Source organism: Microvirga arvi (assembly GCF_016892765.1).
In the GTDB taxonomy this organism is placed as follows: domain Bacteria; phylum Pseudomonadota; class Alphaproteobacteria; order Rhizobiales; family Beijerinckiaceae; genus Microvirga; species Microvirga arvi.
The window spans coordinates 26512-43094 of sequence record NZ_JAFEMD010000034.1 but is presented as its reverse complement, the minus strand read 5'-3'; the positions used below and the strand labels follow the sequence as shown (position 1 = coordinate 43094).

Genomic DNA, 16583 nt, shown 5'->3' with positions numbered 1-16583 from the left:
TCTCGCTTTGCTTACTAAATTGGCGTAGGTGCTGCAGACAGCTCCTCCGCGCGGTGGCAGGCGACTTGCGTCGCTCCGGCACCCATCGGCCGCAGCTGAGGGTCAACTGCGGCACAGACTTCAATTGCATGCGGACAACGCTGAAGAAATCTGCACCCACCCTCCATCACCAACGATGTGGCAGGCACAACGGACCTCGGCACAGGCGAACGGATCCGGGTTCCGCGGGGATTGGGCAGCAGCCGCGCGTCGAGAAGGAGACGCGTGTAGGGATGGATTGGCGACCGGTAGATTGCGTCGCCGATCTCGACAACGCGGCCTTTATACATCACGGCGGTGCGGTCCGCGATCGATTGCATCGCGCCGAGGTCGTGACTGATGATCACGAAACCCACATTCGTCGTCTTGCGCAGATCGCTCATGAGCTGAAGGATCTGCGCCTGAACGGACACATCGAGGCTCGAGAGCGGCTCGTCGGCGATGATGATCTTCGGCTTCAGCATGATCGCGCGGGCGATGGCGATACGCTGCTGCTGTCCCCCGGAGAGCTGGTGGGGATAGCGCCCCAAATACTGCTCCGGCGGATCGAGGCCAACGGCTGCGAGCTGTGCGGCGAGAAAACTGCGCAGCTCGGCCTTCGCGACGATGTTGTGGCGGTTCGCAACGTGGCCGAGGGTTTCCTCGACGGTCATGCGGGGATTGAGAGACGAGGCAGGATCCTGGAACACCGCCTGGACTTGGCGCCGATACCGGCTGCGCTCCTCCTGGCCGAGCGTCTTGAGCGGCAGCCCGCGATACGTAACCTGCCCCAGGGTCGGGTGGTTGAGCATCAGCAGCATCTTCGCCAGCGTGCTCTTGCCGGACCCGGACTCACCGACAATTGCTAGCGTCTCGCCTTCGCGAATATCAAGATCGACGCCATCAACGGCGCGAACATCCACTCGACGCAACCCCTTGACGCCACGGCTGGTATAGATCTGGCTGACGCCTTCTAGGGAAAGGATCTGTGGGTTCATAGCCCAGCGCTCCTGAAGTTGATGCGGTGTGCGCTCAGCTCTATCAGTCGTGCCGAATAGCTATGCTTTGGCCTTTCAAAGAGATCGACGGTGCCGGCGGTCTCGACAACCTTTCCTGTCTGCATGACGTAGACGCGATCGCAGAGCTCTGCCACGACGCCGAGATCGTGCGTGATGATCACGACCGCCATGTTTCGCTCCTTGTGGATGCGGTAAAGTGTCTGCAGGACCTGAAGCTGGACGGTCGCATCCAGCGCCGTCGTCGGCTCATCGGCGAAGAGCAGTTTCGGATCACTTGCAAGCGCGATCGCAATCATGACGCGTTGGCGCATTCCGCCCGAAAGCTCGTGAGGAAAGCTGTGTGCCACACTTTTTGGGTCCGAAAACCCGACCTCCTCCAGCAGGCTATGAACACGCTGACTGTCTGATTCTCCTTTGCTATGAGGTGACAGAGCCTCGGCGATCTGCCGGCCGACGCGATGGGTCGGATTCAGGTATCCCAGCGGATCCTGGAAGATCATCGAGAAACCCTGCGACCGTCGCAAGGCCCGAATATCCCGCTCACTCATCCCGAGAATATCCCGTCCCTCGAACCGCAGGTCGCCGCTCAACTCGCTCACACGCAGATTGGGCATCAACCGCGAGATGGCACGTATCAGCGTACTCTTTCCGGATCCCGATTCGCCGACGACTCCAACACACTCTGCCGGCTTCACGTGGAAGTCGACGCCATCGACCGCGCGCACGGCCCGGTCCGAGACCTGGAAACACACCTTCAGGTTCCGCACGTCGAGAAGGTGCTCGGCGGTGCCGGGCCTGTGGATCTGCGAAGCGGTCATTGCAGACCTCCCATTCCACGCGTGCTGCGGGGATCGACGATTTCGTTGAGGCCGTCGGCGAACAGGTTGAGTCCGATGATCGCGATGCAGATTGCCGCGCCCGGGAAGACGCTCATCCACCAGGCTGTGTCCATGTAGTCCTGGGCCACGAATAACAGCTGCCCCCAGCTCACCATGGAAGGGTCCGACAATCCGAGGAAGCCCAGTCCGGCTTCGATTAGGATCGCAATACTGGCATCAAGCGCGACCTGGACAATCACAGGCTGAATGGCGTTCGGGAGGATCTCGCGGAAGATAATGTGAGAGGTCGAAAGGTCGGCTACTCTTGCTGCGGAAATGAAGTCCCGCTCACGCAGCTTTATATATTGCCCATAGACCAGACGCGCCTCCATCGGCCAGATGGCGAGGGCGACGGCAGCGATGAGCAGCCAGAAATTCGATCCGAACAAGGCGACTGCGCAGAGCACCAGCATGATCACGGGAAGCGTCTGAAAGAGCTCTATGATCCGCATGAGAACCATCTCGACGGGCCCGCGGAAATAGCCAGCAATGATGCCGATGGTCCCACCGACCAACAGAGCTGCCAGAGCAGCTCCGAACCCAACCATGAGGGAGGAACGCGCGCCATACAGGATGAGCGAGAACACGTCACGCCCGATATTGTCCGTTCCGAAGTAGAACTCACTGGACGGCGGTGCGAGGCTGGCGGCGGTTTGCTGAAGCGGATGGTAGGGCGCGATCGCTGGAGCGACGACAGCAATGAACGCCAGCAGGAGAAGGATGATCAGGCCGATCGCACCATGGCGAGTGCCCATCATGTTCCCGACCTTGGAGATCCCCCAATCGGAAGCGGATTTCAGGCGGGCAGAGACGGAAATCGAGGTTTGATTTGTCATGGCGCCATCATCCTCCGGTCCTGATCCGCGGATCGAGCAGCGCATAGAGGATGTCGACCAGAAGGTTCATGAGAATGACGGCCAATGCCGAGAATATGACTACGCCGACAACGGTCAGGTTGTCCCGCAGGCGAATGGAATCGACCATGAGGAGGCCGAGCCCCGGCCAAGTGAATACGGTCTCCAGCAGCACCGCTCCACTGAGGGCCGAGCCAAAAGCATATCCCGCTACGGTCACCAGCGGCAGGCTTGAGTTGCGCAGCACATGCCGGCGGATGATCTGGCCGCGGGTCAGCCCCTTGGAACGGGCGGTGATGATATAGCCCTGGGAGAGAGTATCGATCACGCTTGCTCGCATGATGCGTGCGAAGCGCATTCCTTCGTGGATGGCGAAAGCCAAGGCTGGCAGGGCTAAATACCGTCCTCGCTCCAAGACCCAGTCGAAGCCATGCGCACGAGACACGAGCGGCCCGATCCCCTGCGTGGGAAACCATCCGAGACGCAGTGCGAAAAACATCACCAGCAACTGGCCTAGCCAGAAGGTGGGAATCGCGTAGGCAATCAGGGCTGAGGTGGTCCAAATCTTGTCGGTGGTGGCACTGCGCGTGGTTCCGGTGATGACGCCGATGGCCATGCCCAGAGGAATGGCGAACGCGAAGCCGACGGATGCCAGCAGGATCGTGCGCGGGGCTCGCTCGAGGATCAAGCCCAGCACAGGCCTCTGATTCTGATAGGAATAGCCGAAATCCCCCTGCAGCACCGCTGTGACATAGTTCCATACCTGAGTCAGAAAAGGATCGTTCAGCCGATACTTCTCCTCGATCGCCTGCCGATAAGCGGGCGGCACCGGATAGTCGCCGACCAGCGCCTGCACCGGATCACCTGGGATCAGGTGAAGCAGCGTGAACATGACCACGATAATGACCAAGATCAGCGGCAGGGCGTAGAAAGCTCGCTGCAGGATAAAGCGGAGCATCGGAGACCGCCTCCGTGTCAGAGACGGTGGAAGGTGGCCGCGTTACCGTACAACCACTTTTCTATGACCTTATCCTTGAGCGGCAGGTTTTTGTAATCCTCGATCAGCGACTCGAATGATGTCCCGAAAAGATATCGCGACAATCCGACCATGACCTTGTCCTGCAACAGGGTGTTTCCGAATTGCAGGAACTGCTCCCAGCCGGAGCCTGGCTGCGCGAAATAGCGCGGATGATGCGCGGCGGTGTCGACATAGAGATTCGGGTGACGGCGCAGGAGTCCAACCATCTCGTTGACCCACGGCCATCCCGCAAGACCAGCGACGATGCGAAGTTCAGGGAAGTCGACGGCGACGTCGTCGAGGTAACGCGGATGACCGAGATCGTAAGCGCGATCGTTGGCGTAGTTCATTGCCGTGTAGATGCGCACGGGAACATCGAGCTCCGCGGCTTTCGCATAGAGTGGATAATAACGCCGGTCGTTTGCGGGCACGCCGTTATAGAGCGCTGACAAGCGCAGGCCATTTGCCCCCTCTTCCTTGACCAGCCGCTCGAACTCCCGAACGGCGCGCATTCCGTCGGTCGGGTCGAAGGTGACGAAGGTGAAGAATCGGCCGGGATATCGAGCATGGATCCTGCCTGTCGCGCTATTTTCCGCGCCAACCAGCAACCCGCATGCAATGTTTGCTCGATTCATGTCTTCGACGAGACGATCAAGTCCGCCGTCGTCGGTGTCGTGTGCGGGCCCCTCTTCACGCTTGCGTGCCTTGAACACTTTGCCGTAATTGGCGAACCCGTAGCCCTCCGGCCGCTCTAGGGGCTGAGGAAACGGCGTCCCCGGACGCCCATGGGCGATCCGCTCAAGCTCTGGATTGGCCTCGCTGGCGGGCATCCCGATTTCCATATCGATTACGCGGGTCATTCCAGCAACCTCCCGTTTTTGCGCCGTCATTACTTACCGACAGCGCATTTCTGTACCTCAAGAAAACCACTCAGGTGCGATCCCGTCAATATTATCGTAAAAATTATTCTTACACGTCCACTATGTTGACATTAACATGAATGATGTTTTATTTGTTGCAACAGCGAAGTAGAGCAGAGAATTTCCTGAAAGTGTTTGAGCTGGACGGCAGTCGTTGCCATCGGAGTTCAGTCCCCTCGCTAGCGGCTGGGAGCGGCAATTGGAAGAGACCTATCGCGATGTTGGCTTTGCCACGACACTGGCAAAAGGGCTGGCTGTTCTTGAAGCATTTCGCCCCGACCGGAATGTGTTGAGCAATGGTGAGATCGCCGTACATACCGGCCTTAACCGCCCCACGGTTGCCCGTCTGACCTATACGCTGACGAAGCTCGGCTATCTCAAGCAGGAAAAATCGAAGTTCCGGCTCAGTTGGGGCGCTTTGATGCTCGTCAACCCGCTGCTTGCGGACTTGAAGATTCTCCACATCGCGCGCCCGTCTATGCAAAAGCTGGCGCAGGATCTCGGTGGCACGGTTTCGATCGGGGTAATCGAGGGCGCCAACTTCGTCTATCTGGAAACATCCCGCGTCAACGAGAATATCTGGACATCGCCGGACCTCGGCACGATCGGCCCCCTAGTGCCCGCCGCAATCGGTCACGCCTTGTGCTCGTTGCTGACCGATCAGGAATACGAACTGAAGCTTCAGCAGATGAAGCAACTCCGGCCTGACTTATGGGACAAGTATCACCAGTCCTTCCTAAAGGGCGTGGCAAACTGCAAGAGCCAAGGCTTTTCTGTAACGCGAGGCGAATGGATCCCGGGAACCCATTCTGCGGGCGTGCCGCTGCTTCGTGACAAGAATGGCGAATGCTTCGCTATGAATTGTCGTGTTCCTATTTTTCGGCTGAGCCCGAACCAAATCGAGGAGGAAGTGGGTCCACGGCTGAAGTCGCTCGCTGCCAATGTGCGAAATCAACTAGCCTTCATCATGCCCTGAAGCCGAAACTGGCATAAGATCGTCTTGGGGGCCGGAACCACGAGCACACAACGGTGGAGCCGACGGCCGACTGTCTGAGTGCAAGCGACTTGTTGTTCACCCAATTGTTTCACCCCCATCGGCAACGATCACTTGGCCTGTGATGTAGGCGGAGGCGTCGCTGGCTAGAAAATGCACAATGCCGGCAATATCCTCGGGTTCACCGAACCGCCTCAGCGGGGTCCGGTTCTCCATCTGCGCCCGTCTGACGGGATCGTTGATGAGTTCGCGCGCGAAATCGGTGTTCACAACTCCCGGAGCGATGGCATTGACGCGGATCCTCTTCGGCCCCCATTCAACAGCAAGATTTCGGGTCAGCGCAGCCTCGGCGGCTTTCGACATGCCGTAAGCTCCGATCGTGCCAGTTCCACGCAATGCCGCGATGGACGACATCATGATGACGGATCCGCCTCCTCGCTGGGCCATTCCTGGAAGGACAAGGTTGCTTAGCCATATCGTGCTTTGCACATTCACTGTCATAATTTTCGCGAATGCTTCGTCCGACAGGTTTCCAATCGGCCCATAGACCGGATTCGTCGCCGCGTTGCAGACGAGGATATCTATATGGCCCCAAGTCTCCTCAACGAAGAGAACAAGCTCCTTGAGCTGGGCCTGGTCGCCTACATGACAGGCCATTGCGATCGCCTCGCCGCCGGCCGCACGGATCTCACGGACGACCTCGTCACAGGCCGCTTGCTTGCGGCTTGAGACGACCACCTTCGCGTCGCTTCTGGCAAGCTGGAGGGCTGTTGCCTTCCCGATGCCGCGGGATGCACCGGTGATCAAGGCAACCTTGCCGCCGATATCGAACATGGCTCGCTCCTCGTTAGTGATAGGCTTTCAGCTCAAGCTTGGCGATTGTTTCTCGGTGCACTTCATCGGGCCCGTCCACAATTCGAAGGGTACGGGCTTTCGCATAGGCGAATGCCAGGAACGTATCCTGCGATACACCCGCTGCGCCATGTGCCTGAATCGCCCTGTCGATGACGTTGCAGGCCATTGTCGGAGCGACTACCTTGATCATCGCGATCTCACGACGCGCCTGCTTATTGCCGACCGTGTCCATCATATGCGCGGCCTTCAGCGTCAGCAGGCGTGCCGTCTCGATCTCGCATCGCGACATCGCAATGAGCTGGCGTAGATGCCCCTGATCCGCCAGCGGCTTGCCGAAAGCCATGCGTGAAGAGGCACGGCGACACATCGTTTCGAGGGCTCTCTCCGCCAGGCCGATGGCCCTCATGCAATGGTGGATACGTCCAGGTCCAAGTCGGCCTTGGGCAATCTCGAAACCCCTCCCCTCGCCCAGAAGGATGTTGGATGCGGGGACGCGAACATTGTTAAAACTGATTTCCGCATGACCATGTGGCGCATCATCATATCCGAAAACCATCAGGGGACGCTCGACGGTTACGCCGGGCGTATCGAGTGGAACGAGAATCATCGATTGCTGCATGTGCTTGGGGGCTGCGGGATCCGTCCGCCCCATGACGATTGCAATTTTGCAGCGCTCGTCATTCGCGCCTGTGCTCCACCATTTCCGCCCGTTTATCACGTAATGATCGCCGTCACGGCGGAACTCGGTCTGAATGTTCGTTGCGTCTGAGGATGCGACGGCAGGCTCCGTCATCGAGAAGCAGGAGCGGATCTCGCCCTTAAGAAGCGGCTCGAGCCACCGCTTCTTCTGCTCATCGTTCCCATACAGAATCAGGGTTTCCATGTTGCCCGTGTCCGGCGCAGAGCAGTTGAAAACTTCCGAGGCGATCGACGACCGTCCCATCACCTCGCAGAAATGTGCGTAGTCCAGGTTGCTCAATCTGCCGCTATGCTCATGGGCAGGCAGGAACATATTCCAAAGCCCCTGCCTCTTGGCCTTGGCCTTGAGCTCCTTCATGATCTGCGGCTCCGACCAGAGCTTTGCCTGCGACCGCAACTGCCGTTCATACTCCTCCTCGTTCGGATAGATATGGTCCGTCATGAACTGTGTCAGCTCACGCATCAGGGGCTTCAGATCTTCCCGGAGTTCAAACATTTCGGCACCATCCACTTTTTTCTATGTTTGCATCTGCGAACGCGGTTCGCTGCCCGGCCGCCATTGAAACGTGCCGATCCCATGGGCGGCGATCGCGCCATGGTCGTCATAGACGTGGGCCTCGGCGGTATATGACTTGCGGCCCGCGGAAACGAGCCGGCCTTCGACCCGCAGCACTCCATCGACGACCGCTTTGGTGAATTGCGTCGTCAACGATAGAGTGACCGCGTAGCGCGCAGCTTCTCCCGGCTCGCTATGGAGGCCAGCCGCGCATGCGGCAAAATCGATCATGGTGCAGAATACGCCGCCATGGACGTAGCCGGCCCGATTGCGGTGGCGCGGATCGATGACAAGCCTTCCTGTGACGCTCCCATCTTGGGAATGCGTCAGCTCGAGACCCAGAAGTCCGAAGAGACCAACATCACGATAGGTCGACGCCAAAGGATCGGTCATGTGGTGAGCACGATTTTTCCGATCGCTCCCCGGCTGGTCAGGATATTGAACGCCTCGGCGACGTCGGCCAAATCCATCGTGGTGCTGATGAGAGGCTTGAGCTTGCCCTCCTCATACCAGCGGAACATCTCGGCAAAGTTCCCGCGATTCGCGTCGGGATCCCGATCTCGGAACGTCCCGAAGAAGACACCGACGAGGGAGCATCCCTTCAGCAGCATTAGATTCGCGGGGATCTTAGGAATCGTTCCGGATGCGAACCCCACGATTAGGACGCGTCCATCCCAGGCAGTGGCACGCACCGCCTCCTCCAGGAGATCGCCGCCAACAGGGTCATAGACCACATCGACGCCCTTGCCGCCGGTCAATTCCTTGACACGGTCCTTGAGCGATTCCGTCGAATAATTCACGAGGTGGTCCGCACCGGCCTTGCGGGCCACCTCGAGTTTTTCCGCGCTGCTCGCAGCGGCGATGACGGTTGCTCCCATCGCCTTACCTAGTTCAACAGCGGCAAGTCCCACGCCGCCGCTGGCACCAAGAACCAGAAGAGTTTCCCCCGGTTTGAGATGAGCGCGCTGCTTGAGCGCGTGCATGCTTGTACCGTAGGTCATCGAGAACCCTGCCGCCGTCACGGCCGGCATTGTGTCGGGTCGATGCATGAGGCGCGTTGTCCTGACATTGGCGATATCGGCAAAAGCGCCCTGCCCGACCATGCCGATCACCGGCATGCCAGGCTGCAGATCCTCGACACCGTCTCCCACGGCCTCGACGATGCCGGCAAGCTCCGCGCCCGGAACGAACGGCAGGTCCGGCTTGACCTGATACTTGCCCTGGACCATCAGCGTATCTGGGAAGTTCACACCCGCGGCTTCGACCCGGACCCGCGCGTGGCCTGGGCCGGGCGGCGGAAGATCGAACTCTTCGACCACAAGCGATTCCGCCAGACCAAATTGATTGCACTTCACTGCGCGCATGACGTTTCTCTCTTAATAAATCAGGGGAATTCGATAAGCGCGGCGCAACCCATTCCGCCTGCGACGCACATCGTGACGACGGCATATTTTGCTTGGCGACGACGTCCTTCGAGGACGATATGACCAACCATGCGCGATCCGCTCATGCCGAACGGATGTCCGACCGAGATCGCGCCGCCATTGACGTTGAGCTTCTCTGAGGGAATTCCGAGGTGGTCCCTGCAGTACAGGACTTGGCTGGCAAAAGCCTCGTTGAGCTCCCAAAGATCGATATCCTCGACCCCTAACCCATTTCGCTCGAGCAGGCGCGGAACGGCGAAGACAGGTCCGATGCCCATCTCATCGGGCGCGCAGCCTGCCGACGCGAAGCCGCGAAATACCCCTAGCACCTTGAGACCACGCCGTTCGGCTTCTGCCGATGACATAAGGAGGTTCACGGAGGCTCCATCGGAAAGCTGACTCGCATTGCCAGCGGTGATGAAATGCCCTTCACGGACCGGATTCAGCTTGGCGAGACCGCCGAGTGTGGTATCAGGCCTATTGCCCTCATCGAGGGTAAGCCTCACGGTTTCCTTCGTGATGCTGCCGGTTGCCTTATCCGTCACAAGCTTGACGGCCTGTGTCGGGACGATTTCCTCGGCGAAGACGCCAGCCTGCTGTGCGACGGCCGTACGGCGCTGGCTTTCGAGGGAGTATTCATCCTGCCGTTCGCGAGAAATGCCATAACGCCCGGCAACGTTGTCGGCTGTCTCGATCATCGGCATGTAGATGCCCGGGATGTTCTGCTCGAGCCATTCGTTGCGCAACCGATTCTTGTTGGAATTCGGCCCGACGAGACTGATGGACTCGACACCGCCCGCAATGGAGACGGGGACCCCATCGAATTTGATCCGACGGGCTGCGTAAGCCACGGCTTCGAGGCCGGATGCGCAGAAGCGGCTGATCATGAGAGCGGCGGATGTCTCGGGCAACCCGGCGCGCAGCGCAGCCGCGCGAGCGACGTTGCCGCCGGTCGCACCCTCCGGGTAACCGCAGCCCATGACGACTTCTTCTACATCGCCAGCCGATACTCCGCCTCGGTGTAGAAGCTCGGGAAGCAGCGGCGCCACCAGATCCACGCCGGCTGTATCGTTGAAGGCTCCCCGTTGTGCCTTTCCGATCGGCGTCCGCGCGGTTGCAACGATGACAGCTTCATTCATGTGTGATATCCGCTTGTATGTCATACCAGTGTCATCGAGAGGCAAAAGATTTTCCATCCGCGGCCAGCCGCTCAAGCAGGGGTGCCGGGCGGAGGGACTCATCGCCTGTCATTTCGGCGAGATCCTTTAGGCGAGCGACAACGTTCGGAAGGCCGCGCGTCTGGGCATAGAACATCGGGCCGCCCCTCCAGCGCGGGAACCCATAACCATGGATCCAAATCACATCGATATCGCCCGGACGCGCCGCGATTCCCTCCTCGATGATACGTGCCCCTTCGTTGATCATCGGGAGAATAAGCCGGTCGATGATTTCGTCCTGATCGATTCTGCGGCGCCTGACGCCGTGGGTCTGCGACACCGTTTCGATCAGCTGTGTCACCTCAGGGTCCGGGCTCGCCGTGCGTCCATCCTCCCCGTAACGATAGTAGCCACGTCCCGTCTTCTGGCCGAGGCGGCCTGCCGCGACGAGCGCGTCGGCCACGGGCGCGGTTCGTCCCGTTGCGCGGCGCATTCGCCAACTGATGTCCAGGCCAGCGAGATCGCCCATGGCGCAAGGTCCGAGCTTCGACCCGAATGCGGTGAATGCACGATCGACATCTTCCGGCGTAGCCCCTTCAAGAAGCAACCGATCCAGCTGCTCGCTGCGCCGAGCGAGGATTCGGTTGCCGACAAATCCGTGGCAATTGCCGACCACCACAGGAAGCTTCCCGAGCCTTTGCGCCACTTTCACGACGGTGGCGATGGCAGTGGCAGAAGTCCGTTCACCGCGCACGACCTCGACCAGTTTCATAACGTTGGCGGGGCTGAAGAAATGCATGCCGACCACGCGCTCTGCGACCCCGCTTGCCTCGGCGATCGCATCAACGTCGAGATAGGACGTGTTGGTAGCCAGAACCGCGTTCTGCTTCGTCGTCGCCGCGAGCTTCGCGAAGATCTGGCGTTTGATATCGATTTCCTCGAATGCGGCCTCAATGACGAGATCGGCGGCGCCCAATTCCGCGTAGTCCACAGCGGTCTTGATTCGGGCGAGGTTTTCGGATCTTGCTGATTCCGAGAGGCTCCCTCTGCGCACCGAGTTTGCGAAGCTAGCGGCAATCCGCTCGAAGGCCCGCTGTGCCGCAGGCTCATCGGTCTCGATGAGAGTGACGGGAATACCGTTGGAAGCAAACGCCATAGCGATCCCGCTTCCCATCGTGCCGCCGCCGATCACACCGACCGCTTTAACGTCGATGAGATCAGACGATTTGATATCCCCGGGGACATGACCGCTCTCGCGCTCGGCAAAGAAGGCGTGACGCAGAGATTTCGAGCGGTCATCGAGCAGCAACGTTTCGAAAGACTCACGCTCTCGCCGCATGCCCTCATCGAAGGCAAGCTCATAGCTCCCCCTGACCACCCCGACCAACGCTTCGATATGCGGTTCGCCGGGATGCGCTTTCAACAGCGCTGCCGCAGCAGTCTCAAAGGCTTCCCGAGTCCGATGGTCGACGACGGCGTCGCGAAGGCGTTGGCGGGCGCTCCTCTTCGCGAGCGACCTCGCTTTCGCCGTCGCTTCGGTGACCAGTCGTTCGGATGCCGCGAGAGCATCCGCCAGTCTGCTCGTCACGGATTGCTCGCCGGTGCAGGGCACCCCATCTGCCATGAGCTTCAGGGCATCCGCAGGCTTCATGAGCCTTGGCAGGCGCTGCGTTCCACCGCCCCCCGGCAACAGACCGAGCTTGATCTCCGGGAGCGCTAGGCGCGCCGTGGAGGTCACGATCCTTGCGTCGCAGGCGAGCGCCAGCTCAAGGCCGCCGCCGTAGCAAACCCCGTTGATAGCCGCAACGATCGGCTTGGGAGAAGCGTCGAATGCTTCGATCACCTCACGCAGCGATGGCCTGGCTGGAGTTTGGTTGAATTCCTTAATATCGGCACCGGCGCTGAAAATCGCTTGACGCGAGGCCAATACGATGCCGGCCACTGCCTGATCTCGGACAGCCGCGTCCAAGGCTCCCAGAATACCAGCCCGCAGAGCAGCTCCCAATGCGTTGACCGGCGGGTTGTCGACCCAGACGATCGAGATTTCATCCCTGCGCTCAACCTCTACCGATACCATGACGAGCCTTTCCGTCTCGGATTAGATGTTGGCGGATTGCTGCCGCGCCTCACGCGTCATGTTGCGCGCGATGACAAGTTGCTGGATCTGCGTTGTCCCTTCGTAGATCCGGAACAGGCGCACGTCCCGATAGAACCGTTCGATCCCATAATCCGCGACATATCCAGCACCTCCATGGATCTGCACGGCCTTGTCCGCGACGCGCCCCACCATTTCCGAGGCAAACATCTTGCAGCAGGCGGCTTCCGTGGCGACCGTCTTGCCATTGTCGAACCGGCGGGCCGTTTCCTCGACCATGCATTCTGCAGCGAAGCACTCGGTGCGCATATCCGCGAGCATGGCCTGAATGAGCTGAAATTCCGCGATGGGCTGTCCGAACTGCTTTCGTTCCATCGCATAGGCCAAACTGTCGGCGATCAGCCGCTCGGCTATGCCGACGCAGACCGCCGCGATGGTCAAGCGGCCCCGGTCGAGTACCTTCATCGCGGTGGCGAATCCCTTTCCCAGGTTGCGCTCGCCGCCAATGATGGCGGTCACGGGCACCCGGACATTGTCGAAGATCACGTCGCAGGTATGAGCACCTTGCTGGCCCATCTTATGGTCCTTCTTGCCGAGCGTTATGCCAGGCAGATGAGCATCGACGATAAAGGCAGTAACGCCCGAGGCGGTTTTGCTCTCCGGATCAGTTCGCGCGAACACGGTGAAAACACCGGCCTGCGGCGCGTTGGTGATGAATCGCTTGGTGCCGGAGATCAGGAAGTAATCGCCGTCGCGCTTTGCTGAGGTGCGAAGCGATCCGGCATCCGATCCCGCCTCCGGCTCGGTTAGACAGAAGGATCCGATCAATTCACCGCTCGCCAGGCGCGGCAGATAATAGGCCTTCTGCTCAGACGTTCCGTCGATGATGATGCCCTGCGATCCAATGCCGTTGTTCGTGCCGATGACGGATCGGAACGCAGGCGAGGTTCCTCCAAGCCGGAAGGCAATCTGCACTTCTTCCGAAAGGTTGAGTTCCAGTCCGCCGAACTCCTCGGAGATCGCCAACCCGAACAGGCCGAGGTTGCGCATCTCCTGAACGACGTCGGCAGGCACGGCATCGCTCATGGCCACCTCGAACTCCCGTGGCCGGAGCCTTTCCCGGACAAAGCGCTCGACCGTATCCAGAAGCTGTTGAAAAACTTCGCTGTCTATTGCCAATTCCGCCTCGTGGAATTAAATTCCGAAAACGTCGTTAGAAGTTGCCCGTTGCCGCGGTTTAGGTCAAGGGGTGGCGTGACAGTTTTTGCTAGGACGATAATGCGCAAGCGAAAAGACAGTGTCGTCGCGACAGCGACTCTCGCCGACGATCAAGACCCTCGTTTCGTGACCGCCCTCTCCCGCGGGCTCAGCGTGCTACGGGCCTTCAGGCGGGGCGACATCGGACTCGGCAATCAGGAGCTTGCGGATCGGACCGGGCTGGCGAAATCCACGATCTCACGTCTCACCTATACGCTGGGTCGCCTTGGCTACCTAGAATATTCCCCGGTAACAGGTCGGTACTCTCTTTCGGTCTCGGCTCTGGCGCTCGGCTTCACCGCGCTCGGGGGCCTCGCCGTCCGCGATGTTGCGCGCCCGATGATGCAGGAACTTGCAGACCGGGTCGGATGTTCGGTTGCGATCGGCGCGCCGGACGGGCGAACGATGGTCTATATCGAGCATTGTCGTGGCTCGAGCCCGCTGCATATCGGCATCGAGGTCGGCTCTCACATCAGGATGGCTTCCTCCGCCATGGGAAGGGCCTATCTCGCGAGCCTCGATCCTGCGGCGCGGGAGCGCCTCCTCGACGAGCTGTGCTTTCCGGACGAGGCAGGACAAGCCATACGTGAGGGCGTTCAGCGGTCAGTCGAGCAATATCGCCAGAACGGTTATGTCACCTCTGTGGGCGAATGGAAGCAGGAGGTCAATTCTGTCGGTGTGCCGCTGGTTCTTCACGGCGCGCAGACCTATGCTTTGAACTGCGGCGGCTCCGCGCTCATCCTGCAAACGGACATGCTTGATACAGTGGGACGAGATCTCGTCGAACTCGCCGCGCGCATTCGTCGAGCCTTGGGCAGCGTTTGAACGCTCCCGACCCAAGCATCCGGTCGAAAACACGGCACCGGCCTCGTGGCAACTCGTGGCAGTGCAGCGGTCTGATCAGCGAGCTTGCGCGCGGCGAAGAGACGTCGGACGCCACAGTTCGGCGTACTCCTCCACCTTGCCCTCGCTCTGCAGCTTCAGCAGATGGGCGACGACATTCCTTTCGGCCGCCATCCTCAACCAAAGATCGGTTTTCGAGTACAGACGATCGACTAGATCCCAGGTGTTGAACGGGCGGATATTCAGGGCATCGACGATTGCTCGCTCACGCTCGGTTCTGTAGCTGAGCAAGCTGGCAACATAGGGCTTGGGATAGTGAATCGGCGGCCCATGCCCAGGAAGAAAAATGTTCTCGCTTCGATTCAACAGAATTTGAAGACTTGTGCAATAATCCGCCATATCCCCATCGGGAGGGGAAACGATCGTGCTCGACCATGACATGACGTGATCGGCGCTGAACAGAAGTCCGTCCGGTCTGGTGAAGCAAAGATGGTCGCTCGCATGGCCGGGCGTATGGATGGCGATCATGCCCTCCACTTCGTCGCCATCCTGCAGCGGGATGTCCGGACTAAACTCGGGGGACGCACTAGCATGGAATGCGGCGACTGGGGCTCCGGTCTTCTCCTGCAGAGCTGCGCAGGCGCCGCGATGATCCTAGTGGCTGTGGCTGAGGATGATCGTCGATACACGACCCTCCGTTCCCAAGAGAACATCGTTCACATGAACGGAATCGTCCGGCCCTGGGTCGATTAGGATGAAGCCGGACGGCCTCGGAATCAGGTATGTATTGGTGCCGTGATACGTCATCAAACTTGGATTGCGAGCGACGATCCGCCTAATGCCGGGCACTATCTCAGAAGCGACACCACGCTCTGGAGTAGACTCAGTGAGAAATGCCATTTGTCTACCTTCCCCAGCCGCTAAGCCACTCTGCCGACGCACATTCATCAAGGAACCAAGGTTAGCTCCGAGTTTTGTTTACGTCCTGTTTTTGACACGCAATCCCATAGAGCTTTCACGAGCATATTCCGAATGGCGAAATTAATTTCCACTTGCCTTTGTAATTTAATGTGAGCGATTTATGAAGATCAAGATGCACAAACACTAAGATTCGAACTAAGATCGGGGTATCAAGCCGGTGTGCCCAGTTTCCACCTAGGGTTGCGGAGAAGTGATTGATTTCGTTAGATCTTAGCGGAAGGAAAGTCTTAGTCACTGGGGGGGCATCCGGTATTGGTTTTGCTACTGCCGCTATGTTTGCCAGAAATGGAGCGACGGTCTCGATCAATTACCTTCCCAGTGATGCCGCTGCCAAGGAGGCCGTGAATCGCCTTCGGAGTAAGGGATTTGAGGTTCTTGACGCACCCGGTGACGTTTCAGATGCAGATGATGCGAGATCGTGTGTTTCGCGCGCCATTGATGAGATGGGGGGATTGGACTTCCTCATCAATAATGCCGGAACGGCAGCAACACGTAGGCCCATTCCGTTCTCCGACCTCGACGCGATGACGGAAGCGCTTTGGATAAAGGTCCTGTCAACTAACCTCATTGGACCGTTCAGGTGCTCTCAAGCAGCATCGGCGGCATTGAAGATGTCGAAGGGGGCCATTGTTAATACGGCGTCAGTCGCTGGGCTGGGATTGCGTGGAAGCAGTATCGCTTATGCGGCCAGCAAAGCCGGTCTCATCAATCTGACAAAGAGTTTGGCAGCTGCTTTGGCGCCAGACGTACGTGTAAACGCCGTTGCCCCCGGGCTGATATCAACAGACTGGATCGCGGACTGGCCAGAGCAGCGCAAGGAGAGCGCCGCTGAACGAGCTTTACTCGGCCGCATAGGATATCCAGAAGAGGTAGCGACCGCTATTTTCTTTCTTGCATCTGCTGCAACTTTTGTCACTGGGCAGACCCTCACGATCGATGGTGGGTCGCTGTAGGACACGGCCCTGAGACGTAGGTAGGCCAAATTACTCTAGCGGGTGGAGGCTCCGAAGGCTTT

At 59.3% G+C, this 16583-nt stretch carries 16 protein-coding genes; 3 read left to right on the top strand and 13 right to left on the bottom strand.

Annotated features, from left to right (window positions below; genetic code table 11):
* Positions 1 to 14: 14 nt before the first annotated feature.
* From ILT44_RS19665 to ILT44_RS19645, 5 genes are all read right to left on the bottom strand, one after another.
* Positions 15 to 1016, bottom strand: coding sequence for an oligopeptide/dipeptide ABC transporter ATP-binding protein (locus tag ILT44_RS19665; protein ID WP_204241317.1), 1002 nt, complete (start codon positions 1014 to 1016; stop codon positions 15 to 17).
* Positions 1013 to 1762: an ABC transporter ATP-binding protein gene (locus ILT44_RS19660; RefSeq protein WP_204241316.1), complete on the bottom strand. Its 750-nt coding sequence runs from the start codon at positions 1760 to 1762 to the stop codon at positions 1013 to 1015. Before ILT44_RS19660 ends, ILT44_RS19665 begins: the two co-directional genes overlap by 4 nt.
* 89 nt (positions 1763 to 1851) lie before the next feature.
* Complete coding sequence (locus tag ILT44_RS19655) at positions 1852 to 2751, bottom strand: ABC transporter permease (protein WP_204241315.1); 900 nt, start codon at positions 2749 to 2751, stop codon at positions 1852 to 1854.
* Positions 2752 to 2758: 7 nt separating this feature from the next.
* Complete coding sequence (locus tag ILT44_RS19650) at positions 2759 to 3727, bottom strand: ABC transporter permease (RefSeq protein WP_204241314.1); 969 nt, start codon at positions 3725 to 3727, stop codon at positions 2759 to 2761.
* Positions 3728 to 3744: 17 nt separating this feature from the next.
* Positions 3745 to 4647, bottom strand: coding sequence for an amidohydrolase family protein (locus ILT44_RS19645; RefSeq protein ID WP_204241313.1), 903 nt, complete (start codon positions 4645 to 4647; stop codon positions 3745 to 3747).
* Between the two features lie 259 nt (positions 4648 to 4906).
* Here ILT44_RS19645 and ILT44_RS19640 point away from each other — a divergent pair, with 259 nt between their 5' ends.
* The gene (locus ILT44_RS19640; protein ID WP_204241312.1) at positions 4907 to 5683 is read left to right on the top strand and encodes an IclR family transcriptional regulator; all 777 of its coding nucleotides are present in this window, start codon (positions 4907 to 4909) and stop codon (positions 5681 to 5683) included.
* A 96-nt stretch (positions 5684 to 5779) separates the two neighbouring features.
* On the opposite strand, the gene ILT44_RS19635 is transcribed toward ILT44_RS19640, so the two are convergent.
* From ILT44_RS19635 to ILT44_RS19605, 7 genes are read right to left on the bottom strand one after another with little or no spacing between them, the layout of a single operon-like run.
* Positions 5780 to 6535, bottom strand: coding sequence for an SDR family NAD(P)-dependent oxidoreductase (locus ILT44_RS19635; protein ID WP_204241311.1), 756 nt, complete (start codon positions 6533 to 6535; stop codon positions 5780 to 5782).
* A 13-nt stretch (positions 6536 to 6548) separates the two neighbouring features.
* Positions 6549 to 7718: an acyl-CoA dehydrogenase family protein gene (locus ILT44_RS19630; protein ID WP_204241310.1), complete on the bottom strand. Its 1170-nt coding sequence runs from the start codon at positions 7716 to 7718 to the stop codon at positions 6549 to 6551.
* 54 nt (positions 7719 to 7772) lie between these two features.
* Entirely contained in the window at positions 7773 to 8204 is a 432-nt protein-coding gene (locus ILT44_RS19625) for a PaaI family thioesterase (RefSeq protein WP_204241309.1), read from the bottom strand.
* Positions 8201 to 9175 carry an NADPH:quinone oxidoreductase family protein gene (locus ILT44_RS19620; RefSeq protein ID WP_204241308.1) on the bottom strand — a complete coding sequence of 325 codons (975 nt, stop codon included), beginning with the start codon at positions 9173 to 9175 and terminating at the stop codon, positions 8201 to 8203. The genes ILT44_RS19625 and ILT44_RS19620 overlap by 4 nt, the downstream gene beginning before the upstream one ends.
* A gap of 20 nt (positions 9176 to 9195) precedes the next feature.
* On the bottom strand, positions 9196 to 10374 hold the full coding sequence (locus ILT44_RS19615) for an acetyl-CoA C-acyltransferase (protein WP_204241307.1): 1179 nt from the start codon (positions 10372 to 10374) through the stop codon (positions 9196 to 9198).
* 31 nt (positions 10375 to 10405) lie between these two features.
* Positions 10406 to 12469, bottom strand: a complete 2064-nt coding sequence (locus tag ILT44_RS19610; RefSeq protein ID WP_204241306.1) for a 3-hydroxyacyl-CoA dehydrogenase NAD-binding domain-containing protein — start codon at positions 12467 to 12469, stop codon at positions 10406 to 10408.
* 21 nt (positions 12470 to 12490) lie between these two features.
* The gene (locus tag ILT44_RS19605) at positions 12491 to 13666 is read right to left on the bottom strand and encodes an acyl-CoA dehydrogenase family protein (RefSeq protein ID WP_204241305.1); all 1176 of its coding nucleotides are present in this window, start codon (positions 13664 to 13666) and stop codon (positions 12491 to 12493) included.
* A gap of 99 nt (positions 13667 to 13765) precedes the next feature.
* On the opposite strand from ILT44_RS19605, the gene ILT44_RS19600 reads away from it, so the two are divergent.
* Complete coding sequence (locus tag ILT44_RS19600; protein WP_204241304.1) at positions 13766 to 14569, top strand: IclR family transcriptional regulator; 804 nt, start codon at positions 13766 to 13768, stop codon at positions 14567 to 14569.
* A gap of 75 nt (positions 14570 to 14644) precedes the next feature.
* On the opposite strand, the gene ILT44_RS19595 is transcribed toward ILT44_RS19600, so the two are convergent.
* A complete protein-coding gene (locus ILT44_RS19595) occupies positions 14645 to 15115 on the bottom strand; it encodes an MBL fold metallo-hydrolase (protein ID WP_204241303.1) in 471 nt (156 codons plus the stop codon).
* 647 nt (positions 15116 to 15762) lie between these two features.
* On the opposite strand from ILT44_RS19595, the gene ILT44_RS19590 reads away from it, so the two are divergent.
* Positions 15763 to 16521, top strand: coding sequence for an SDR family NAD(P)-dependent oxidoreductase (locus tag ILT44_RS19590; RefSeq protein WP_204241302.1), 759 nt, complete (start codon positions 15763 to 15765; stop codon positions 16519 to 16521).
* The last annotated feature ends 62 nt before the right edge of the window (positions 16522 to 16583 follow it).

Bases quoted from the DNA above. Each gene is read 5' to 3' on its own strand.
- ILT44_RS19665 (WP_204241317.1), bottom strand. From the start codon at position 1,016: ATGAACCCACAGATCCTTTCCCTAGAAGGCGTCAGCCAGATCTATACC.
- ILT44_RS19630 (WP_204241310.1), bottom strand. From the start codon at position 7,718: ATGCGTGAGCTGACACAGTTCATGACGGACCATATCTATCCGAACGAG.
- ILT44_RS19620 (WP_204241308.1), bottom strand. From the start codon at position 9,175: ATGCGCGCAGTGAAGTGCAATCAATTTGGTCTGGCGGAATCGCTTGTG.
- ILT44_RS19595 (WP_204241303.1), bottom strand. From the start codon at position 15,115: ATGATCGCCATCCATACGCCCGGCCATGCGAGCGACCATCTTTGCTTC.
- ILT44_RS19650 (WP_204241314.1), bottom strand. From the start codon at position 3,727: ATGCTCCGCTTTATCCTGCAGCGAGCTTTCTACGCCCTGCCGCTGATC.
- ILT44_RS19600 (WP_204241304.1), top strand. From the start codon at position 13,766: ATGCGCAAGCGAAAAGACAGTGTCGTCGCGACAGCGACTCTCGCCGAC.
- ILT44_RS19645 (WP_204241313.1), bottom strand. From the start codon at position 4,647: ATGACCCGCGTAATCGATATGGAAATCGGGATGCCCGCCAGCGAGGCC.
- ILT44_RS19615 (WP_204241307.1), bottom strand. From the start codon at position 10,374: ATGAATGAAGCTGTCATCGTTGCAACCGCGCGGACGCCGATCGGAAAG.
- ILT44_RS19610 (WP_204241306.1), bottom strand. From the start codon at position 12,469: ATGGTATCGGTAGAGGTTGAGCGCAGGGATGAAATCTCGATCGTCTGG.
- ILT44_RS19625 (WP_204241309.1), bottom strand. From the start codon at position 8,204: ATGACCGATCCTTTGGCGTCGACCTATCGTGATGTTGGTCTCTTCGGA.
- ILT44_RS19655 (WP_204241315.1), bottom strand. From the start codon at position 2,751: ATGACAAATCAAACCTCGATTTCCGTCTCTGCCCGCCTGAAATCCGCT.
- ILT44_RS19635 (WP_204241311.1), bottom strand. From the start codon at position 6,535: ATGTTCGATATCGGCGGCAAGGTTGCCTTGATCACCGGTGCATCCCGC.